The 20,836-nt window shown below is 63.1% G+C and carries 19 protein-coding genes and 2 tRNA genes; 12 read left to right on the plus strand and 9 right to left on the minus strand.

What is annotated here, in order from left to right:
• The first annotated feature begins 36 nt into the window (after positions 1 to 36).
• The 4 genes from JYG36_RS07375 to JYG36_RS07385 all read left to right on the plus strand — a co-directional run bounded on the left by JYG36_RS07375 (position 37) and on the right by JYG36_RS07385 (position 2,419).
• The gene (locus JYG36_RS07375; protein ID WP_045195528.1) at positions 37 to 441 is read left to right on the plus strand and encodes a MarR family winged helix-turn-helix transcriptional regulator; all 405 of its coding nucleotides are present in this window, start codon (positions 37 to 39) and stop codon (positions 439 to 441) included.
• A 62-nt stretch (positions 442 to 503) separates the two neighbouring features.
• Positions 504 to 1,706 carry an MFS transporter gene (locus tag JYG36_RS07380; protein ID WP_045195526.1) on the plus strand — a complete coding sequence of 401 codons (1,203 nt, stop codon included), beginning with the start codon at positions 504 to 506 and terminating at the stop codon, positions 1,704 to 1,706.
• Positions 1,703 to 1,825, plus strand: a complete 123-nt coding sequence (locus JYG36_RS26675; protein WP_258607746.1) for a hypothetical protein — start codon at positions 1,703 to 1,705, stop codon at positions 1,823 to 1,825. The genes JYG36_RS07380 and JYG36_RS26675 overlap by 4 nt, the downstream gene beginning before the upstream one ends.
• 42 nt (positions 1,826 to 1,867) lie before the next feature.
• Entirely contained in the window at positions 1,868 to 2,419 is a 552-nt protein-coding gene (locus tag JYG36_RS07385; RefSeq protein WP_213603480.1) for a glutathione peroxidase, read from the plus strand.
• A gap of 6 nt (positions 2,420 to 2,425) precedes the next feature.
• Here the strand turns inward: JYG36_RS07385 and JYG36_RS07390 are convergent, their stop codons facing one another.
• Entirely contained in the window at positions 2,426 to 2,689 is a 264-nt protein-coding gene (locus JYG36_RS07390; protein WP_045195522.1) for a DUF2798 domain-containing protein, read from the minus strand.
• A 114-nt stretch (positions 2,690 to 2,803) separates the two neighbouring features.
• On the opposite strand from JYG36_RS07390, the gene JYG36_RS07395 reads away from it, so the two are divergent.
• The gene (locus JYG36_RS07395) at positions 2,804 to 3,736 is read left to right on the plus strand and encodes a LysR family transcriptional regulator (RefSeq protein WP_213603481.1); all 933 of its coding nucleotides are present in this window, start codon (positions 2,804 to 2,806) and stop codon (positions 3,734 to 3,736) included.
• A 42-nt stretch (positions 3,737 to 3,778) separates the two neighbouring features.
• Here JYG36_RS07395 and JYG36_RS07400 read toward each other — a convergent pair whose 3' ends face one another.
• The 3 genes from JYG36_RS07400 to JYG36_RS07410 all read right to left on the minus strand — a co-directional run bounded on the left by JYG36_RS07400 (position 3,779) and on the right by JYG36_RS07410 (position 6,148).
• Complete coding sequence (locus tag JYG36_RS07400; RefSeq protein ID WP_045195518.1) at positions 3,779 to 5,038, minus strand: OmpP1/FadL family transporter; 1,260 nt, start codon at positions 5,036 to 5,038, stop codon at positions 3,779 to 3,781.
• Between the two features lie 146 nt (positions 5,039 to 5,184).
• Positions 5,185 to 5,667 carry a hypothetical protein gene (locus tag JYG36_RS07405; protein ID WP_045195516.1) on the minus strand — a complete coding sequence of 161 codons (483 nt, stop codon included), beginning with the start codon at positions 5,665 to 5,667 and terminating at the stop codon, positions 5,185 to 5,187.
• 256 nt (positions 5,668 to 5,923) lie between these two features.
• Entirely contained in the window at positions 5,924 to 6,148 is a 225-nt protein-coding gene (locus JYG36_RS07410) for a hypothetical protein (RefSeq protein ID WP_045195514.1), read from the minus strand.
• A gap of 969 nt (positions 6,149 to 7,117) precedes the next feature.
• Here JYG36_RS07410 and JYG36_RS07415 point away from each other — a divergent pair.
• Positions 7,118 to 7,546 carry a tetratricopeptide repeat protein gene (locus JYG36_RS07415; protein WP_213603482.1) on the plus strand — a complete coding sequence of 143 codons (429 nt, stop codon included), beginning with the start codon at positions 7,118 to 7,120 and terminating at the stop codon, positions 7,544 to 7,546.
• Between the two features lie 183 nt (positions 7,547 to 7,729).
• Complete coding sequence (locus JYG36_RS07420) at positions 7,730 to 9,118, plus strand: DNA recombination protein RmuC (RefSeq protein ID WP_176794326.1); 1,389 nt, start codon at positions 7,730 to 7,732, stop codon at positions 9,116 to 9,118.
• Here the strand turns inward: JYG36_RS07420 and JYG36_RS07425 are convergent.
• Both JYG36_RS07425 and JYG36_RS07430 read right to left on the minus strand, forming a co-directional pair.
• Positions 9,090 to 12,566, minus strand: coding sequence for a PAS domain-containing hybrid sensor histidine kinase/response regulator (locus tag JYG36_RS07425; RefSeq protein ID WP_093380333.1), 3,477 nt, complete (start codon positions 12,564 to 12,566; stop codon positions 9,090 to 9,092). The two genes, JYG36_RS07420 and JYG36_RS07425, sit on opposite strands and share 29 nt — an antisense overlap.
• A 120-nt stretch (positions 12,567 to 12,686) precedes the next feature.
• Positions 12,687 to 13,232, minus strand: coding sequence for a TetR/AcrR family transcriptional regulator (locus JYG36_RS07430; protein WP_093380335.1), 546 nt, complete (start codon positions 13,230 to 13,232; stop codon positions 12,687 to 12,689).
• 91 nt (positions 13,233 to 13,323) lie between these two features.
• On the opposite strand from JYG36_RS07430, the gene JYG36_RS07435 reads away from it, so the two are divergent.
• On the plus strand, positions 13,324 to 14,514 hold the full coding sequence (locus JYG36_RS07435) for an MFS transporter (RefSeq protein ID WP_213603483.1): 1,191 nt from the start codon (positions 13,324 to 13,326) through the stop codon (positions 14,512 to 14,514).
• A 78-nt stretch (positions 14,515 to 14,592) separates the two neighbouring features.
• On the opposite strand, the gene JYG36_RS07440 is transcribed toward JYG36_RS07435, so the two are convergent.
• Positions 14,593 to 15,777 carry an MFS transporter gene (locus tag JYG36_RS07440; protein ID WP_213603484.1) on the minus strand — a complete coding sequence of 395 codons (1,185 nt, stop codon included), beginning with the start codon at positions 15,775 to 15,777 and terminating at the stop codon, positions 14,593 to 14,595.
• Between the two features lie 164 nt (positions 15,778 to 15,941).
• On the opposite strand from JYG36_RS07440, the gene JYG36_RS07445 reads away from it, so the two are divergent.
• The gene (locus JYG36_RS07445) at positions 15,942 to 17,087 is read left to right on the plus strand and encodes a TDT family transporter (RefSeq protein WP_195884824.1); all 1,146 of its coding nucleotides are present in this window, start codon (positions 15,942 to 15,944) and stop codon (positions 17,085 to 17,087) included.
• Between the two features lie 79 nt (positions 17,088 to 17,166).
• Entirely contained in the window at positions 17,167 to 19,047 is a 1,881-nt protein-coding gene (locus tag JYG36_RS07450) for an MFS transporter (RefSeq protein WP_213603485.1), read from the plus strand.
• A gap of 15 nt (positions 19,048 to 19,062) precedes the next feature.
• Here JYG36_RS07450 and sugE read toward each other — a convergent pair whose 3' ends face one another.
• On the minus strand, positions 19,063 to 19,380 hold the full coding sequence (gene sugE, locus JYG36_RS07455) for a quaternary ammonium compound efflux SMR transporter SugE (protein WP_038993957.1): 318 nt from the start codon (positions 19,378 to 19,380) through the stop codon (positions 19,063 to 19,065).
• 175 nt (positions 19,381 to 19,555) lie between these two features.
• A complete protein-coding gene (gene rdgC, locus JYG36_RS07460) occupies positions 19,556 to 20,476 on the minus strand; it encodes a recombination-associated protein RdgC (protein WP_045195499.1) in 921 nt (306 codons plus the stop codon).
• Between the two features lie 160 nt (positions 20,477 to 20,636).
• Between rdgC and JYG36_RS07465 the strand changes: the two genes are divergently transcribed.
• Together JYG36_RS07465 and JYG36_RS07470 are read left to right on the plus strand one after the other, a co-directional pair.
• Positions 20,637 to 20,712 (plus strand) — tRNA-Val (locus tag JYG36_RS07465).
• A gap of 16 nt (positions 20,713 to 20,728) precedes the next feature.
• Positions 20,729 to 20,805: transfer RNA gene (locus JYG36_RS07470), tRNA-Asp, on the plus strand.
• The last annotated feature ends 31 nt before the right edge of the window (positions 20,806 to 20,836 follow it).

Raw genomic sequence — 20,836 nt, forward strand, 5'->3', positions numbered from 1 at the left:
CTTGCAGTTGCCAAAGTGCGGGTATATACACGCATTATGTTGACCAGCGAATGCATCTGCACCCACCTGCGTCGCGCCGCCCGTGGGGTGAGCCGACACTACGACGAGGCCCTCGAAGGCTTCGGGATCAATGTCGCGCAGTTTTCCCTGTTGCGTCATTTACGCCGCCTGGATCAACCGAGTATTTCCACCCTGGCCGAGGCCATGGGCCTGGACCGCAGCACCTTGGGGCGCAACCTGCGGGTACTGGAAGCCGAGGGCCTGGTGGCCCTGGCCGAAGGGCAGGACTTGCGCAACCGTATCGTGTTGCTGACCGAGCAGGGCCGGGCACGCCTGCAAGCGGCGGAGCCGGCCTGGGAGCAAGCGCAAAGCGGCTTGATCGAGACCCTCGGCGAAGGTCAGCGTGACGAACTGGTGCGCCTGCTGGAGCTGTTGGCCTGAGCTTTTTACGATTATAAGCGGGTATATACCCGCATAACCTTGCGGCACTGGAGACAACAAAAATGACATCAGTATGGCGAACCAGTGGGTGGATTCTGCTTGGCGCGGCGCTGATCCTGGCCTTGTCGCTGGGCGTGCGGCACGGCTTTGGCCTGTTCCTGGCGCCGATGAGCGCCGACTTTGGCTGGGGCCGCGGCGTGTTTGCCTTTGCCATTGCCTTGCAGAACCTGATCTGGGGTCTGGCCCAGCCGTTTGCCGGAGCCCTGGCCGATCGCCTCGGTGCTGCCAAGGTGGTGATGGTCGGCGGTATTCTTTATGCCGCCGGCCTTGTGCTGATGGGCATGTCCGACTCGGCCCTGACCCTGTCGCTCAGTGCCGGTTTGTTGATCGGTATCGGCCTGTCGGGCACCTCGTTTTCGGTGATCCTTGGCGTGGTTGGCCGTGCCGTGCCGCCAGAAAAACGCAGCATGGCCATGGGCATTGCCAGCGCCGCCGGCTCCTTCGGCCAGTTCGCCATGCTGCCGGGTACGCTCGGCCTGATCGGCTGGCTGGGCTGGTCGGCGGCCTTGCTGGTGCTGGGTTTGCTGGTGGCCTTTATCGTGCCGCTGGTAGGGCTGCTGCGTGATCGTCCGCTGCCCAGCCAGGGCAATGACCAGACCCTCGGCCAGGCCCTGCGCGAAGCCTGCTCGCACTCCGGTTTCTGGCTGCTGGCCCTGGGCTTTTTCGTCTGTGGCTTCCAGGTGGTGTTCATCGGCGTGCACCTGCCGGCCTACCTGGTCGACCAGCACCTGCCGGCGACCATCGGCACCACAGTACTGGCGCTGGTCGGGCTGTTCAATATCGTCGGCACCTACACCGCCGGCTGGCTGGGCGGGCGCATGTCCAAGCCGCGGCTGCTGACCGCGCTGTACCTGCTGCGCGCGGTGGTCATCGTGTTGTTCCTGTGGGCGCCAATCAGCCAGTTCAGCGCCTACCTGTTCGGCATTGCCATGGGCCTGCTGTGGCTGTCGACTGTACCCTTGACCAACGGCACCGTGGCCACCCTGTTTGGTGTGCGCAATTTGTCGATGCTCGGCGGTATCGTCTTCCTGTTCCACCAGCTGGGGGCATTTCTGGGCGGCTGGCTGGGCGGGGTGGTGTATGACCGCACCGGCAACTACGATTTGGTCTGGCAGATTTCCATCCTCCTCAGCCTGCTCGCCGCAGCGCTGAACTGGCCAGTACGTGAACGCCCGGTAGCGCGCTTGCAGGCGCAGGCAGCATGAAGCGGGTCGCCATTGGCAGCCTGCTCGGCCTCGCCGCGCTATTGCTGCTGGCGCTGGCCTGGTGGGGCTGGCATGAGGGCGGCCTGGCGTTGATGCAGTTGGGCATGGGCGTGTGCTAGGAGTACTCTGAATACTTCGGGAACGTTCGAGGGAGAGAGACGATGCGCGCACGCTGGATGTTGGTTCCGTTGTTGACCTTGGCCGCTGCGGCCAATGCCCTGGCCGCCGATTGCCCGGCGCTGCTCAAGGGCTCGTTGCCGGAGCTGCGCGGCAAGGAGCAGATCGACCTGTGCCAGCGCTTTGCCGGCAAGCCGCTGGTGGTGGTCAATACCGCCAGCTATTGCGGCTTTGCCCCGCAGTTCGAAGGGCTTGAAAGCGTCTACAAGGAGTACCACGAACAGGGCCTGGAAATGCTCGGGGTGCCGTCCAACGACTTCAAGCAGGAAGACGCCGATGCCGAGAAAACCGCCAAGGTCTGCTACGCCAACTATGGCGTGACCTTCACCATGACCCAGGCCCGGCCCGTGCGTGGCGACGATGCCACGCCGCTGTTCAAGGAACTGGCCGCGCAGAGCAGTGCGCCGAAGTGGAATTTCTACAAGTACGTGGTTGATCGCCAGGGCAAGGTAGTGGCCAGTTTCACCAGCCTGACCAAGCCGGATGACCCGGCGTTCAAGGCGGCGATTGAAAAGGCCATTGCTTCCCGGCCCTGAGCGGCGTCAGTGGCTCGGGTGCACGGTCCAGGCCACCAGCTTGAGCACGATCGGGCGCACCACCAGCACACAGGCAAAGGCTACTGGCATGGCCAGTTGATAGGCTTTGAGCACGTTGCCCAGGTACTGCTCGTTGATGCCTGCGTTGGCGGCGGTAATCACGAAGCACATCAACAGGGCCATGATTGCCGACATGTAGAAGGCAAACACGTAGGGGGTGGCGCGAACGCCGAGTTTGCGCCGGGGGCGGGCGCTGGTCTGGAAGGTCATGCTGACTCCTTCTGGTGGGTGAGGGGGCAGCCTAGCAAGGGGACGTTGGACTGCGGTAGACGAGCTGGAATTAGGTCTTTATAAAGAAGATCTTACGAATGCCTGGATGCCGTCATGAACCTGCTCGGTTCGATCAAGAGTTTCATCAAGGTGGTCGAGGCCGGCAGCATCGCCGGTGGCGCTCGCAGCCTGGGCTTGAGCGCCGCCGCAGTGAGCCAGAATATCGCCCGCCTGGAAGCCCACCTGCAGGTGCGCTTGCTGGCGCGTACCACGCGCAGTATGGTGCTGACGCCCAGTGGCAGCCTGTACTACGACAAGGTCAAGCACATCGAGCGCGACCTCGAGCAGGCCCAGCAGGCGGTCACCGCCCCGGATTGCGAGCCCAAGGGGCGCTTGTGCATCGCTTCGTCGTCGGCCTTTGGCCGCCATGTACTGGCGCCGCTGATTCCGGCCTTCAGTGCACGCTACCCGCAGCTTTCAATTGAATTGGTTACGAATGATCGGCGGGTCAACCACGCCCAGGAAGGCGTTGATGTCAGTATCCGCATCCAGCCACAGCTCGAAGACGGCCTGCTGGCCCGGCACATTGCCCGGGTGCCGTTCATTTGCTGCGCTTCCCCGGGCTATCTGGCGGCGGCCGGTTGGCCACAATCGCCCGAGCAGCTCAAGGAACACCGCTGCCTGGTGTTCCGCTACCCGGTGGATGGGCGCTTCTTGCGCTGGGGTTTTGTCCGCGAGGGGCTGCGTTTTGATGCCGAGTTCGACAAGGTGCTGATCAGCGATGACATCGACGTACTGACGCAGATGGCGGTGCGCGATGGCGGTATCGCTCGCCTGGCCGAGTTCGTCGCCCGCCCTTTGCTCGAGCGCGGCCAGCTGGTGGCGTTGTTCGAGTATTCGCAGCCGGCACGGGCCTACGCCCAGACCGAACCGATGGATGTCTACCTGTGCGTGGCCGACCGTTTCGCCTTGAGCCCCAAGGTGCGGGCGTTCATGGAGTACCTCCAGCTGGAAGTCGGACACGCCTGGCCGATTGCTCAGGCATAAAAAAACCGCCGATGACGGCGGTTTTTCGTTGCGGCGCTGTTATCAGAAGCGATAGGTCAGCGACGCGCCAATACCGTGAGCGCTGTTTTCGTACTTGGCGTTGTACGAACCCTTGGTCGGGCTGGCCAGGTTGACCTTGGTGTCTTCTTCCCACAGGTAGGAGTACGCCACGTCGATGGTCATGTCGTCGGTTGGGCTGTAGCCGGCGCCCAGGCTGAAGATCTTGCGATCGCCAGTCGGGATGCGTGGCGAACGGTCGTGGTTGTTGGTCGGCGACTGGTCGACGGTGAAGCCGGTACGCAGTACCCACTCCTTGTTCAGCTTGTAGGACGCGCCGATGGCGTGGGCCCAGGTGTCGTGCCAGTTCTGCTCTTCGCTGATGGTGCCGAACTGGCCGGCCAGCGGGGCAGGAACCTTGTTGGTGACGGTGATGGCTTCCAGGCGGCTCCAGCGGGTCCAGGTGCTACCAGCATAGATAGTCCACTGGTCATCCAGCTCGTGGGTAACCGAGAAGTCGACCGATTCAGGGGTCTTGATCTTCAGTTCAGCGTCGAACTTGCTGCCGCTGAACGGGCCGATCAGGGCGTTGTTGATCTTGGTGTTGCCTTCGAGCTTGTAGTCGACCATCGAGTGGTAGGTCAGGCCCAGGCGGGTCTTGTCGGTGGCCTGGACCAGCACGCCGATGTTGTAGCCGACGGCAGTGTCGTCACCCTTGATTTTCACTTCGCCATCGTTGAAACCCGGGGTGCGCGGGTTGAGGGTGTTGGCGCTGAGCTCACCCTTGATCTTGTTGATGGTCGGGCCGAAACCGATCGACACCTTGTCGTTGAAGGCGTAGCTGATGGTTGGCTGGAAGGTGACCACTTCAACGTGGCTTTTCTTGCCCCAGTAACGGCTGGCGGCAGTGCTCTCGTAATCGGTGACCAGGCCGAACGGCGCGTAGACACCGAAACCGACGGTCCAGTGATCATCCAGAGGCTTGACGTAGTAGCCCATGGGCACGCCGACGAACGGCACCATGTCGCCGTCGGTGGTGCCACCTGGGCGCCCGCCGCCGGAAATATCGGACTTGGCGATGACGGCTGCGCCGCCAACGGTGATCTGCTCGCGTTTCAGGCGCGACATACCGGCAGGGTTGCCGAATACGGTGCTGGCATCATCGGCAGAAGAAGAACGACCCGCGAAACCTGTGCCCATGCCACTGACGCTTTGTTCGTTGAGGGCAAAGCCACTGGCGAACAGTTGAGTCGAGGCGAGAGTGACGGCGAGGCTGAGAGAGGTTTTGAGCATTACTTTTTTCATTATTAGAACTCCTTGGGATCTCCGGGGCGAAAATTACCATCAGTTCGCCCGCAGCGCTATAGGCTGTATCGCAGGAGATAGAGCGGTTTTGTAGGACAATCCGACCAAAATGGCGGGAATTTTCCGATTATGGAAAGCAGTGACTCTCAGCAGGCCTGAAGAGTCACAGGGGCGATGCAGGTTTGCCAGGCGCAGGTGAAATCGCGCAGGCGCCCCTGAGGCTGGAAGGTTTGTCGCCAGATACGTGCAAGCCCGAGCAGATCGTCGGCGGCGGGCAGTTCGGGGGCTTGTTCTTCGATCAGCATCCAGGCGATGGCGGTGGCATAGCGCAGGTTTACGGTCAGTTCCAGGTGCGGGCCGCTGAGGAAGGCATGCTGGCTGGCAAGGCCACGGACCAGGCTGGCGAGATCCGGGTCGCGGGCCAGGAACTGGTCCCAGAGGCTTTGGTGGCGCAGTTCGCCAATGCGGTACAGGCCGTGGCCGCGGCGGTCGTGCAATGCTGAGCCGAGTGCTGACTGGCTGGCGGCGACGCCGAGCAGCAGGGCTTCGGCGCTGGCGCAGTGGCGACCCAGGTAGATCAGGGTCGGACGAATGACAAACTGGCTCAACTCGCTCGCGGCGATACCCATGATGCCCTCGAACTTGAAATTGGCCGGCGGACGCTGGAGCTTGGCAGCTGGAGAGTCGGTCAGGCCCGCCGGAAGCGGCCTTTGCCGCTTGAGTTGAAGTGTAGTGTCATATTCGCGCTGTAAAGGTCTGTTTTTAAAACATTTGCGGCTTTTAGTTATAAATCATATGCCGTGCGGCAATTAGTGATTGCTGGGCGCCAGGCATAAAAAAGCCCCGCCAGAGGGCGGGGCTTGAGCGTTTGCAGCGTCGTGCGGATCAGGCCACCAGGGCCTGACGGGTGCGCTCGATAACGGCCTGCAGCGGCTCGGCTTCGGAGTATTGCTCCGGGTACAGGCGCTCGCTGTGCCGGGCAATGCCGTGCTCGTTGACCAGGGTGAAGCTGAAGCCGCCTTTGCGCGACGCCAGGATCAAGCAGTTCAGAGGGGCAAATGCCTGGGAAAGGGTGCGAATGGCAGCCTGAGTATGAGTAGAGTGATTCATAGTTATTAGATGTTCCTGCAATAGACACGGTTTCGATCCGTGCACATATAAAACGTTCCAGTAACGCGAGCATTTAAGCCGGTGCGAAGAACCTGACTGGAACAGGGCAGCCAGTTTTGGGCGCATTTATCATGTGGCGCTGGGGCTGACTGGTAGGTACGTCAGAGGACAGGCAACAGCCAGGGTCGGGTTCAATGCCGCTGGGTGAAGATCCTGATCAATCTGCAGGTTGGTTCGGTCAGAGTAAGAAGTGATTTACCTGGGGAACCATCGAGTGGGCCGGTCCTGGTTTCAACAGGCCTGTCCGATGTGAGGGGGCAGGGCACTGTAAGGACTGCTTTGGCCAGAATTGACTTTCAGCTTGGTACTAACGGCGGCAAGACTACCGCAGTTTTTCGTTGCTGGCAAGCTTTTTGGCTTTTCGTCTGGCGAGCCGATCAGTATGTCGCGTTCCAGGCTGTCTGTGAAGGGCTAATTCGCCGGCTTTGCAGTGCAACAAGGCAGGGAACGTGCCAATTTCGTGCAGGGAAATGCCTCGCTAAAGGGCGGTTGTGCACACTTGGGGCAGCCCTTGTTACAGCGCTGCAACAAGGCGGCAAGTGGCCGCCAATGACTTGGCCGTTGCCTTAAGTCAATGAAAAAAAACACTTATTTTAGCTGGTGAAAAAATCGACAGTTTGACTGAAAGCCCCATTCCATAGGGGTTTGCGGGGAGGTTTAGGGGGTTGTCCACCGAGTTATCCACAGCTTCTGTGGATTGTCCCGAGCGCTTGCTCTAGGACGGGCGTGCCAGCTTTTTGGCCGGTGTCCGACAATCCTTCGACAGTCTTCCTTCAGGGACAAAATACCCGTCCTGACGTCAAGAAAAAAACACTGAAATATTTTGAAAAAAGTGCAGAAAAGCACCGGGCCATTGTCAGAGAAATGGAGTAGAGTGGCGCGCCTCTCGAGTTGCCTTCGCTGTTTTTTATGAAGTTTCGCTCCAAAAACCTCGTTGCCCCCACTGCCCAGTCGCCTCTGCCCGAGCCCAAGCGCTTCTCCTTGAAAGTGGCCTTGTGGTTGCTCGACAGCCCGCGCCTGGGTGACAACCCCAACGTCAAGCACTTTGCCGGGCGCTTGCTCAAGCAGCCAGCGCGCCAGGGCGTGGTGGTGGCCCAGAGCCGCCTGGGGCAGATGCTCTGCCGTGATTGTGGCAATGCCCGCGACCGCCGGATCGGCCACGAACTGCTGCGCCAGGCGGCGCGCGCCGGTGATCGCCGGGCCCAGCTCGAGTACGGCCGGCTGTGCGCCTTGGGGCAACTGAACGAACCCGCCCAGGGCCGCTACTGGCTCGAACAGGCCGCTTCCCAGGGTTCGCAGGAGGCCTTGCGCCTGCTCAGGCAATTGCCTGAAGCCTGAATGCGGCGCGTGCGCCCAAGGCTGATAAGCTGTGCCGTTGATCGTTGGCCGAGGGAGATCGGGGTGGCTATGGCAGTGGATCTGACCAGCATTGTGCTGGGTATTGTGGTGGCGGCCGTGCCGTCGCTGGCGCTGGTGCTGCAGGTGCAACGGCGCCTGAGTGCGCGGCAGGCCGACGCGGCCTTGCTTGAGGAGCGCCTGAGCAGTGTGCAGCTGGCTCAGGAAGGCTTGCTCGCCCAGCTCGATGCCAGCCGCGACGAAATCAGCGACCTGAGCCAGGCCAATGCCGCCAAGCAGGCGACGCTGGCCGCTCAGGCCCGTGAGCTTGAATTGCTGCAGATCGATCGCGACGAAGCGCGCGATGCCGCCCATGCCTGGCAGCTCGAACGCGCCAGCCGCGAAGCCGAATTGCGTCGCCTGGACGCCCAGAGCGCAGCCCTGAGCGCCGAGCTGCGCGAACAGCAGGAAAGCCATCAGCAACGCCTCGACGACCTGCAGGGCTCGCGTGACGAGCTGCGGGCGCAGTTCGCCGAAATGGCCACGAAGATTTTCGATGAGCGCGAACAGCGCTTCGCCCAGACCAGCCAACAGCACCTGGGGCAGTTGCTCGACCCGCTCAAGGAGCGCATCCAGGCCTTTGAAAAGCGCGTCGAAGACAGCTATCAGCAAGAGGCCCGCGAGCGCTTCTCGCTGGCCAAGGAGCTTGAACGCCTGCAGCAGCTCAACCTGCGCCTGAGCGATGAGGCCACCAACCTGACCCAGGCACTCAAGGGCCAGAAGACCCAGGGCAACTGGGGCGAGCTGATTCTGGAGCGGGTGCTGGAGCACGCCGGGCTTGAGAAGGGCCGCGAGTACCAGACCCAGGTCAGCCTCAAGAGCGCCGACGGCGAGCGCTTTCAGCCCGACGTGCTGATCATGCTGCCGGGCGACAAACAGGTGGTGGTCGACTCCAAGGTCAGCCTCACCGCCTACCAGCAGTACGTTGGCGCCGACGACAGCGAGATTGCCCAGGCCGCGCTCAAGCAACACGTGCTGTCGCTGCGCAACCATGTCAAAGGCTTGTCCGGCAAGGACTACAACCGCCTCGAAGGCCTGCACAGCCTGGATTTCGTCCTGCTCTTCGTGCCTATCGAGGCGGCGTTTTCGGCCGCCTTGCAGGCAGAGCCGAACTTGTTCCAGGAAGCCTTCGACCGCCAGATCGTGATCGTCAGCCCGACCACCTTGCTGGCCACCTTGCGGGTTATCGACAGCCTCTGGAAGCAGGAGCGCCAGAGCCAGAACGCCCGGGAGATCGCCGAGCGTGCCGGTTGGCTGTACGACAAGTTCGTGCTGTTCATCCAGGACCTGGACGAGCTTGGCAGCCGCCTGCAGCAGGTCGACAAAGCCTATAGCGCGGCGCGCAACAAGCTTTGCGAAGGGCGCGGCAACTTGATCAGCCGCAGCGAACAGCTCAAGCTGCTCGGTGCCCGGGCCAGCAAGAGCCTGCCGGCCGACCTGCTCGAGCGCGCCATGAGCGAAGGCGACCCGCTGGCTGCCAGCGCCCTTACTGGACCAGGCTCAGATGCCGATTGAGCAGGGCGCGCAAGGCCGCCGGCTTGACCGGCTTGGCCAGGTAGTCGAGCCCTGCGGCATGCACCTGGGCGACCATCTCGCTGCGCCCGTCAGCGCTGATCACCACGCCGGGGACCGGCTCGCCCAGGCGTGTGCGTAACCAGGCCATCAGCTCGGTGCCGACCTCGCCGTCGTCAAGGTGGTAGTCCACCAGCGCCAGGTGCGGGCGCAGGCCGCTTGCCAGCAAGGCTTCACACTCGGCGCGATTGCGCGCGATGGATACCTGGCAGCCCCAGCGGCTGAGCAGGCTGTTCATGCCGATAAGGATGCTGTCTTCGTTGTCGACGCACAGCACCTGCAGGCCTGCCAATGGCTGCCCGGCCTGTTCGGCAGGGCTGGCCACCGGGGCCGCCGGCGCCGTGGCCAGCGGCACGCTGACGCGGAACACGCTGCCCTTGCCCGGCCACGACTGCACCTCAAGCGGATGGCCAAGCACCTTGCATAGGCCATCGGCGATCGCCAGGCCCAGGCCCAGGCCTTTTTCCGCGCGGGTCTGGTGGCTGTCCAGGCGTTTGAATTCCTCGAAGATCACCTGCAGCTTGTCGTCGGCGATGCCGCTGCCACGGTCCCAGACCTCTAGCCACAAGCGCCCCTGCTGGCGGCGCACGCCGAGCAGAATCGGGCTCTTGCCATAGCGGAAGGCGTTGGTGAGGAAGTTCTGCAGAATCCGGCGCAGCAGTTTCATGTCGCTCTGCACCCGCAGGCGGCTGCCGCGCAGGCGGAAATCCAGGCCTTGCTGCTGGGCCAGGACCTTGAATTCGGCGCCGAGGGTGTCGAACAGTTCGTTGAGGGCGAAGGGTTTGACGTCCGGGGTGATCTTGCCGTTTTCCAGGCGCGAGATGTCCAGCAGGTCGCTGATCAGCTCTTCGGCCGAACGCAGCGAGCTGTCCATGTGCTGGACCAGTTGCTGGGCATCGGCCGACAGGCCATCGCCCTGATGCGACAGCGCCGCCGAGAACAGCCGCGCGGCGTTCAGCGGCTGCATCAGGTCGTGGCTGACCGCTGCGAGGAAGCGGGTCTTGGACTGGTTGGCGGCCTCGGCGTGGCTCTTGGCTTCGCTCAGTGCCTGGTTCAGTTGCGACAGCTCGTGGGTGCGTTCGGCGACCCGTTGCTCAAGGCTTTCGTTGGCGCCCTTGAGCGCCTGTTCGGCTTCGCGGAACGGGGTGATGTCGGTAAAGCTCATGACAAAGCCGCCGCCGGGCATCGGGTTGCCGATCAGTTCGATCACCCGGCCGTTGGGGAACAAGCGCTCGGAGGTATGCGCACGGCCCTGGCGCATCCAGTGCAGGCGCCTGGCCACGTGCACCTGGGCCTCGCCCGGGCCGCACAGGCCGCGCTCGGCGTTGTAGCGGATAATGTCGGCAATCGGCCGGCCGACGCTGATCAGCCCGTCGGGGTAGTTGAACAGCTCCAGGTAGCGGCGGTTCCAGGCCACCAGGCGCAGCGACTGGTCGACCACGCTGATGCCCTGGCTGATGTTCTCGATTGCCCCTTGCAGCAGGGCGCGGTTGAACTGCAGCACTTCCGAGGCTTCGTCAGCGATGCGCACCACGTCCTCAAGCTGCATGTCGCGGCCCTCGATCGCGGCCTTGACCACTGCGCGGGTGGAGGAGGTGCCGAGCACGCCGGCGAGCAGGCGCTCGGTGTGTTCGATCCATTCGCCGTCGGCATTCTGGTTGGGGTTGAAACCCTTGCCCTGGCGATAGGCAAAACGGATGAAACTCTGCCGCGCGCGCTCTTCACCCACAAAGCGCGCAGCCAGGTGCAGCAGGTCGTCGATCTGCACCGCCAGCAGCGACCGGCTGCTGGGGCGGGCGCTGGTCTGCTGGCCGATGAAACGCCCGGCCTGCCAGTGCTCGGACACCCGTGTGCGCGAGAGGATCGACACCCAGGCGAACAGGGTGAAGTTACCCGCCAGCGACAGCACCACGCCTTGGGTCAGCGGCGTGATCGGCAGGTTCAGCGGGTTGCCATGCAGCCAGGCCAGGCCCGGGAACAGCTCCAGCGACCAGCCCAGGCTATGGGCGGCAATCGGCAGCACCAGGGTGTAGAACCACAGGAACACCCCGGCGGCCAGGCCTGCGAACACCCCGCGGCGGTTGGCCTGCTTCCAGTACAGGGCGCCAAGCATGGCCGGGGTCAGCTGGGTCACGGCGGCAAACGCCACCTGGCCGATGGTCGCAAGGCTTGCGGTAGAGCCGAGCAGGCGGTAGCTGACATAGGCCAGCAAAAGGATGACGACGATGGTCACCCGGCGTACCGAGAGCATCCAGTGGCGGAAGGCTTCGAACGGGCGCTCGGCGTTGTTGCGCCGCAGCAGCCAGGGCAGCAGCATGTCGTTGGAAACCATGGTCGACAGCGCCACGGCCTCGACAATGACCATGCCGGTGGCCGCCGACGCGCCGCCGATAAAGGCCAGCAGGGCCAGCGCCGGATGCGCCTCGGCCAGCGGCAGGCTGATCACGAAGGAGTCGGGCAGCACCGAGTCGGGCAGCAGCATCTGCCCGGCCAGAGCGATTGGTACCACGAACAGCGCGGCGAGGATCAGGTACATCGGGAACACCCAGCGCGCCAGGCGCAGGTCCTGGGGTTCGATGTTCTCCACCACGGTGACGTGGAACTGGCGCGGCAGGCAGATGATCGCCATCATCGCCACGCCGGTCTGCACGATCATTGACGGCCAGTTGATGGTCTCGTTCCAGAAGCCTTCCAGGCGTGGCGCCAGTTGCGCCTTGCTGAACAGGTCTTCGAAACCGTTGAACAGGCCGAAGGTGACGAAGGCGCCGACGGCGAGGAACGCCAGCAGCTTGACCAGCGATTCGAAGGCAATCGCCAGGACCATGCCGCGGTGGTGTTCGGTGACGTCCAGGCTACGGGTACCGAAGACAATCGAAAACAGTGCCAGCACCAGCGACACCACCAGCGCGGTGTCCTGCACACGGCTGCCAGTTGCATCGGCGCCTGCGCCGATCAGCAGGTTGACGCCAAGCACGATGCCCTTGAGTTGCAAGGCGATGTACGGCAGCACGCCGATCAGGCAGATCAGCGCCACCACCACCGCCAGGCTCTGGGATTTACCGTAGCGGGCGGCGATGAAGTCGGCGATCGAGGTGATGTTTTCCTGTTTGCTGATCAGCACCATCTTCTGCAGCACCCAGGGCGCGAACAGCAGCAGTAGCACAGGGCCCAGGTAGATCGGCAGGAACGCCCAGAGTTGTTCGGCGGCCTGGCCGACGGCGCCGAAGAAGGTCCAGCTGGTGCAGTACACCGCCAGCGACAGGCTGTACACCCAGGCACGCAGGCGCGGCGGCAGCGGTGTGCTGCGGCGGTCGCCGTAAAAGGCGATGGCGAACATGATGGCCATATAGGCCAGGGCGACCACGGCGATCAGCCCACTGGACAGCGACATGACAACTCCGAAACAAAAGGGTGATTCAGCCTGACAGCGAACCTCGATCAATCAGTCTGGCACGCCGCAAAGGCTTCGTCAGCGCCGACGATGGTCGCAGTGGCAGAGCGTCGCAGGGCCTTAGCCGGGCAAGGCCAGGTCAAGCAGGCTGTAGAGCTGTTCCAGGGTCGGCGGGGCTTCGGCGAACAAGGTGCGGTAGACGGTCGGTGCGACCAGCAGATCCAGCAGGCGTTCGATGTCTGGCAGGGCCTCGCCGCGCGCCTGGGCGCGGTCGAGGATGACCTGCAGTTGCCCGCGCAGGATGTTGGTGCAGTAACCCGGGCAGGCGCTGCTGAGCACGTCGCGCATCAGGTTGCGGCCTGGTTCGGAGGTGATTTCGTCGAGGTACTGTTCGGTCCAGGCGCGCAGGTCGGTACGCAGCTCGCCGGTGTCCAGCGGCGCCACGTCAGGCAGCACGCGCTCGACGGCGACATCGGCGAGCAGGGCGGCCAATTCGCCCCAGCGCCTATAGATAGTTGACGGGGTGACGCCGGCGCGAGCGGCAATTTGCGGCACGGTCAGGCTCGCGCGGTCCTGCTCCTTGAGCAGTTCGCGTACCGCCGCATGTACCGATGCCTGCACACGGGCGCTGCGCCCACCCGTGCGGATACCTTCTTTAATCGCCATCGGTCGACCTTAACACAAAGGGTTTGCGTTAAGGAATGAAGGCGAGCAGACTGCGCAAAAGCTAAATAATTGCTTTAGCGGAGTGCTGACCATGTTCATGTTGTTCAAAGCCCCGGCCTCACGGCGTTTTCGTCTGATGTTCCTGGCACTTGCCTTGCTCGGCTTTCTCGCCGCCTCGAGCACCCCGACGCCTTTGTATCACCTGTACCAGCAAGCCTGGCAGTTCTCGGCGGTAACCCTGACGCTGATTTTTGCGGTGTATGCCGTCAGCTTGCTGGCGGCGCTGCTGACAGTCGGTTCGTTGTCGGACTACCTGGGGCGGCGGCCGCTGATCTTCACTGCATTGGTGCTGGAAAGCGTCTCCATGCTGTTGTTCCTGCAGGCCGACAGTGTCGGCTGGTTGATTGCTGCGCGCATTCTGCAAGGCTTCGCCACCGGCATGGCCACCAGCGTGCTGGGCGCTGCGTTGCTGGATATCGATCGCGAGCAGGGGCCGTTGGTCAACAGCCTGACGCCCTTGCTCGGCATGGCCAGCGGCGCCCTGGGTACCAGCCTGCTGGTGGAATTTGCGCCGTGGCCGCTGCGTTTGGCCTACTGGCTGTTGCTCGGCTTGTTCGTCACGCTGGCGTTGCTGGTGTGGCATCTGCCCGAGAGCGTCAGCCGCCAGCCCGGCGCCCTGGCATCCTTGCGTCCGGCCCTGCATGTACCGCCCCAGGCGCGGGCTGCAGTGCTGCGTATGCTGCCGGTGAACGTCGCCGGTTGGGCGCTGGGTGGGTTCTTCCTGTCGCTGGCGCCATCACTGGCGCGCGAGGCCACCGGGGCAACCTCGAATTTGGTGGGCGGCGGCCTGGTGGCGGCGTTGACGGTGACCGGCGCCGTGGCGATCTACCACCTGCGGCTGCGTCCGGCCGGGCAGATCCTGCGCCTGGGCACAGGGGTGTTGCCGGTCGGGATGCTGTTGATCCTGCTGGCGTTGCATCGCGGTGAGCTGGGGCTGTTTTTCCTCGCCACTGTAGTCACCGGCATCGGCTTTGGCGCCAGCTTCCTTGGAGCGTTGCGTAGCATCATGCCGCTGGCCGAGGCCCACGAACGCGCCGGGCTGATGGCGACGTTCTATGTGCTGAGTTACCTGGCGTTCTGCGTGCCGGCCATGCTGGCCGGGTGGATGGTGCGCAGCTTCGGCCTGGTGCCGACCGGCGAGGTGTATGCCTTGGCGGTGATCATTTTGTGCGCCGTTGCGGCGGTTCTGAGTTTGCCGCTGCGGGCTTTGTCCCGCGGCTGACGGTACTGGCCTCATCGCGGGGCAAGTCGGGTCGCCGCACCGCCGCTCCCACTGGTTCATCGTAGACCCCGCGATGCTTTAATTCGGCGCTCGCCGGGCCCCCAGGTAATAGAACAGCGCCGCCAGCAACACCGAAAGAATCAGCAGGTAAAAGGTCGCCACCGGCACCAGATGAGCCAGGGCAAAGCCGCAGATCACCGGGCCCAGCGCCGCGCCGAGGTTGGACAGGTTTTGCGCGCCGTAATACACGCCGCGCAGATGTTCCGGGGCGATGCTGTCGATGAACATGTACTCGGCGGGGATGACAATGATCTCGCCAAGGGTGAACACCAGCATCGCCAGGCACCAGGCCAGAAGCGTTTGCGCCAGCGAGAAACCCAGCAGGCCAACCAGAAACAGCGCCATGCCGGCCATCAGCCAGGGCATCAACTGGCGGCTGCTGATGCGCCGGCCAATCACATACTGCAGGGCAATTACCGTGACCGCGTTGGTGGCCACCAGGTAGCTGATGTAGCGCGCCGCCTCGCTGGCGCTGCTGGTCACCACCAGGTACTGCGACAGGTAGGCGGTGAACTGGCCGAACACCACCGCGCTCAAGGCGCCACCGAGGGTGAAGCAGATCAGCCGGCGATCTTTGACCAGTTGCCCGCCAACGCTAAAGAAACCGGCCTGTTCGCCGCCTTCGACCCGCGCCCGCGCCGCTCGCTCGCCCCAGCGCTGGTAGCTCAGGCACATGGCCAGGCCCAGCAGCGCCGAGAGCAGGAACGGCAGGTGATCGTCCAGCAGCACCAGCGCCACGCCGACGAAGGGCCCGACCGCGTAGGCGACGTTGCTCAGGGTGTACTTGATCGAGAACACCTCGCTGCGTTCTTCCAGCGGCAGCAGTGCACAGAAGCCGGCTTTGGCGGCGATGTCCGCCACCGCCAGGGCCAGGTTGATCAGCACCAGGCAGGTGAAGAACAGGCTCAGTTCGCGGCTGACCACCGCACCGACAAAGGCCAAAGTAAAGGTCAGGGTCGCGGCGATGATCACCGTGTAGCTGCGCAGGGTGTCGATCAGGTAGCCGCCATACAGGCTCAGCAACGAGGCGACAATCAGCGCGCCGCCGATCATCAGGCCGATGCCGCTGATATCCAGGGCGAAGTTCTGCGCCAGGTAGACCACCAGGTAGGGCAGGGTGATTGCACGGGCGAGGGTGAGGATGAAGGTAGTTGCCAGCAGCAGGCGTACCTGCGCCGAGTAACCTTTGATAGCGGTGAGCATTGAGTGACCACGTCCTTGTTGTTATCGCTGCCGAGCATACGCCGCGGGCAGTGAAATCTGTATATCTGTAAAACCGATAACAGATAGAGAAAATACCCGTTATATAGATATATTTTCCCGGCCTAAGATGGATACAACCTCACCGGAGGACAGGAGAATCCATCATGTCTTGCAGCCAAACCCGCACCTCGCCGTTACGCCCGCTGAGCCAGCTGGCGCACCCGCGTGAAGTGATCCGTCAGTTCACCCCCAACTGGTTCGCCGCGACCATGGGCACCGGCGTGCTCGCCCTGGCCCTGGCACAGGTCGATGTACCCGGCCTGCGTGGCCTGGCCGAATCGCTGTGGTTGTTGACCATCGGCCTGTTCGTGCTGTTTACCCTGCTGTACACCGCGCGGTGGGTCATGTTCTTCGACGAAGCGCGGCGGATTTTCGCCCATTCCACCGTATCGATGTTCTTCGGCACCATCCCCATGGGTCTGGCGACCATCCTCAACGGCTGCCTGGTGTTCGGCATCAATCGCTGGGGCGAAGGGATCCTGCCGTGGGTCGAAGCGCTGTGGTGGTTCGACGTCGGCCTGGCGCTGCTGTGCGGGGTGGCCATTCCCTACCTGATGTTCACCCGCCAGGAACACAGCATCGACCAGATGACCGCGGTGTGGTTGCTGCCGGTGGTGGCCGCGGAAGTCGCCGCTGCCAGCGGCGGCCTGCTGGCGCCGCACCTGGTGGATGCCCATGCGCAGTTCCAGGTGCTGATCACCAGCTACGTGCTGTGGGCGGTGTCGTTGCCGGTGGCGTTCAGCATCCTCACCATCCTCATGCTGCGCATGGCCCTGCACAAATTGCCGCATGCCAACATGGCCGCATCGAGCTGGCTGGCCTTGGGGCCGATCGGTACCGGTGCGCTGGGCATGCTGCTGCTGGGCGCCGATGCCCCGGCGATTTTCGCTGCCAACGGCCTCGGCAGCCTGGGTGAAATCGCCCGTGGCCTGGGCCTGATCGCCGGTATCGTGCTGTGGGGCGCCGGGCTCTGGTGGTTGCTGACCGCCGTGCTGATCACCCTGCGCTACATCCGCCATGGCATGCCGTTCAACCTCGGCTGGTGGGGCTTTACCTTCCCGCTCGGGGTGTACACCCTGGCCACCTTGAAGCTGGCGGCCTGGCTGGGCCTCGGTTTCTTCCAGCACATGGGCATGCTGCTGGTGCTGGCGCTGGCGGCAATGTGGTTGCTGGTCACGGCCCTGACCCTGCGTGGCGCCTGGCGCGGTGAGCTGTTTGTATCGCCGTGCATTGCCGGGCTGAACAAGTAGATTGCATTTACCTGAGTGTTTGTGGCTTTGTGCGGCCTGCGCGTATCCAATAACAAAGCCCCACTCAGGTACACGGACGATGAGTCAATCTTCACAATTCAGCCTGCTTGGCAAACGGCGCTTCTTGCCGTTCTTCGTCACCCAGTCGCTGGGTGCGTTCAATGACAACCTGTTCAAACAGTCGGTCATCCTGCTGTTTCTCTACAAAATCGCCAGCTCCCATGGCCAGGACACTGCCATCTGGGTCAATGCCTGTGCCTTGATGTTCATCCTGCCGTTCTTCCTGTTCTCGGCGCTGGCCGGGCAGTTTGGCGAGAAGTACGCCAAGGACGCTTTGATCCGCGTGATCAAGCTGGCCGAGATCGCCATCATGGCGGTCGGCGCCATCGGCATCTTGAACCAGATTCCGGGGCTGATGCTCCTGGCGTTGTTCGGCATGGGCACCCACTCGGCGCTGTTCGGCCCGGTGAAGTACTCGATCATGCCCCAGGCCTTGCGCGAAGAAGAGCTGGTCGGCGGCAATGGCCTGGTGGAAATGGGCACCTTCCTGGCGATCCTGGCCGGCACCATTTGTGCCGGGGTGCTGATGTCCAGCGCCCATTACGGCGTCTGGGCGTCGTCGGCAGTGCTGCTGGTGGCGGTGCTCGGCTACCTGTCCAGCCGCGCCATCCCGCGCGCCGCTGCGTCCACGCCGGCGCTGAAAATCAACTGGAACATCGCCAGCCAGACGATCGCCACCTTGCGCATCGGCCTCAAGCAGACGCCAGCGGTGTCGCGCTCGATTGTCGGCAACTCGTGGTTCTGGTTCGTCGGTGCGGTGTACCTGACGCAAATTCCCGGTTACGCCCAGCAATGGCTGCATGGCGACGAGACCGTGGTGACCCTGATCCTGACCCTGTTCTCGGTGGGCATCGCCGTCGGCTCGCTGCTGTGCGAGCGCATGAGCGGGCACAAGGTGGAAATCGGCCTGGTGCCGTTCGGCTCCTTTGGCCTGAGCCTGTTCGGCCTGCTCTGGTGGTGGCACTCCGGCGAGATCCAGCCGGCGGCCGCGCCGTATGACTGGCTGGCGGTGCTGGGTATTGGCCAGGCCTGGTGGGTGCTGGGGTCGATTCTCGGCCTGGGCGTGTTCGGCGGCTTCTATATCGTGCCGCTGTATGCGCTGATCCAGTCGCGCACCCCCGAGGATCAACGCTCGCGGGTAATTGCTGCCAACAACATCCTCAACGCGCTGTTCATGGTGGTCTCGGCGGTCTTCAGCGTGGTGCTGCTGAGTGTCCTCAAGCTGAGCATCCCGCAGTTGTTCCTGGTGGTGTCGCTGCTCAATATTGCGGTGAACTTCTACATCTTCCGCATCGTGCCTGAATTCACCATGCGCTTCATGATCTGGCTGCTCAGCCATTCCATGTACCGCGTCGAGCACCGCGACCTGCAGCAGATTCCGGACCAGGGCGCAGCGCTGCTGGTGTGCAACCATGTGTCGTTCGTCGATGCGTTGCTGATCGGTGGCGCGGTGCGCCGGCCGATCCGCTTCGTCATGTACTACAAGATCTACCGCTTGCCGGTGCTCAACTTCATTTTCCGCACCGCCGGGGCGATCCCGATTGCCGGGCGCAATGAAGATGCCGAGACCTACGAGCGGGCCTTCAAGCAGATTGCCGCGTACCTGGCCGATGGCGAGCTGGTGTGTATCTTCCCTGAAGGCAAGCTGACCAGTGACGGTGAAATCGACGAGTTCAAGGGCGGCCTGCGGCGGATCATCGAGCAGACGCCGGTGCCGGTGATCCCGATGGCATTGCAGGGCTTGTGGGGGAGTTTCTTCAGCCGCGATCCGGCCAAGGGTTTCTTTCGCCGCTTGTGGTCGCGGGTGACCCTGGTGGCCGGTTCTGCCGTCCCGGTGGAAGCGGCAGAGCCGGCGTTGCTGCGTGAGCGGGTCAGCGCCTTGCGCGGCGACTCACGCTGACAGGGCAGGGCGGGGTCAGCTGGCGCTGACCTTGAGCCCGACCAGGCCACAGATGATCAGCGCCACGCTGACCAGGCGCACCAGGGCCATGGATTCGCCGAACAGGATGATCCCGGCGATCACCGTGCCGACGGCGCCGACCCCGGTCCAGATGGCATAGGCGGTGCCCAGCGGCAATTCCTTCATGGCCAGGCCCAGCAGGCCGAGGCTGATGACCATGGCGCCGACGGTGAGTACGGTGGGTAGCGGGCGGGAAAAGCCGTCGGTGTATTTCAGGCCGACGGCCCAGCCGACTTCGAACAGGCCGGCGAAAAACAGGATGATCCAGGACATGCAGAGTCTCCATCAAGTGATGGGGCCGTCCCCGGAATGGTCACGCGGTGCGTCGTGAGGCCGTCCTCACAGGGGGCATAAGCTATCAGCTGCAAGCGACAAGCTGCAAGCAAAGGCAGCGCGGGTGGCTGTTGCTCTTTCTTGCAGCTTGAAGCTTGAAGCGTGCAGCTTAAAGTCAGATCCCCTGTGGGATCTCTTCCCCGCCCAATGCCTCGAACAGCGCCGGCAGGAACTCGCCAAAGGTCAGCATCATCAGGGTGAAGCTGGCATCGAGCTGGCCCAGGGCCTCGTCGCCGCCGTCTTCTTCGGCCTGGTCCTGCAGCAGTTCTTCAAAGCGCAGGCGCTTGATGACCATCTTGTCGTCGAGCACGAACGACAGTTTGTCCTGCCAGGCCAGCGACAGTTGCGTGACCACCTTGCCGGTACCCAGGTGCAGCTGGATCTCGTCGCTGGTCAAGTCCTGGCGCTTGCAGCGGACGATGCCGCCGTCTTCATGGGTGTCGCGCAGCTCGCACTCGTCCAGTACATAGAAGTCCGGCGCCGCTTGCTGGGTTTTGACCCAGTCGGTCATGGTCGCGCTCGGGGCGATCTTGACGGTCACCGGGCGCACCGGCAGCGAGCCGATGACTTCACGCAGGGTCGACAGCAGGTCTTCGGCACGCTTGGCGCTGGCCGAGTTGACCAGGATCAGGCCTTGCTTGGGGGCGATGGCGGCGAAGATCATCGAGCGGCGGATAAAGGCACGCGGCAGGAAGGCCTGGATGATCTCGTCCTTGATCTGGTCACGCTCCTTCTTATAGACCTTGCGCATCTGCTCGGCTTCGATCTCGTCGATCTTCTCTTTAACCGCATCGCGCACGACGCTGCCGGGCAAAATGCGTTCTTCTTTACGCGCGGCGATCAGCAGGAAGTCACCGCTGACATGCACCAGGGGCGCGTCTTCACCTTTGCCGAACGGGGCGACGAAGCCGTACGTGGTCAACTCCTGGCTGGCGCAGGGGCGAGCCGGCTTGCTGGCCAGAGCGGTTTCCAGTGCCTCGGGGTCGAACGGGATGTCCTGGGTCAGGCGGTAGGTCAGCAGGTTTTTGAACCACATGGGGTGAATCTCTCCTCAACACATAAGGAGGGCATTAAACTCCGAGCGGGCGCTTCAGGCCAAGCACCGCTAAGTCTTTGGAACGCCTGAAAAATTTTTTTAAAAAAGTGCTTGCCAGAGTGTCCGGTGCTCCGTAGAATGCGCGCCACACCGAGACGAAGGGTGATTAGCTCAGCTGGGAGAGCATCTGCCTTACAAGCAGAGGGTCGGCGGTTCGATCCCGTCATCACCCACCACTTCTCAGTGTATCGCGCAGCGGTAGTTCAGTCGGTTAGAATACCGGCCTGTCACGCCGGGGGTCGCGGGTTCGAGTCCCGTCCGCTGCGCCATATTTAGCTTCAGGGCCCACTGAACACCCTG

Origin of the sequence: Pseudomonas sp. SORT22, assembly GCF_018417635.1 — a bacterium.
Classification (GTDB): domain Bacteria; phylum Pseudomonadota; class Gammaproteobacteria; order Pseudomonadales; family Pseudomonadaceae; genus Aquipseudomonas.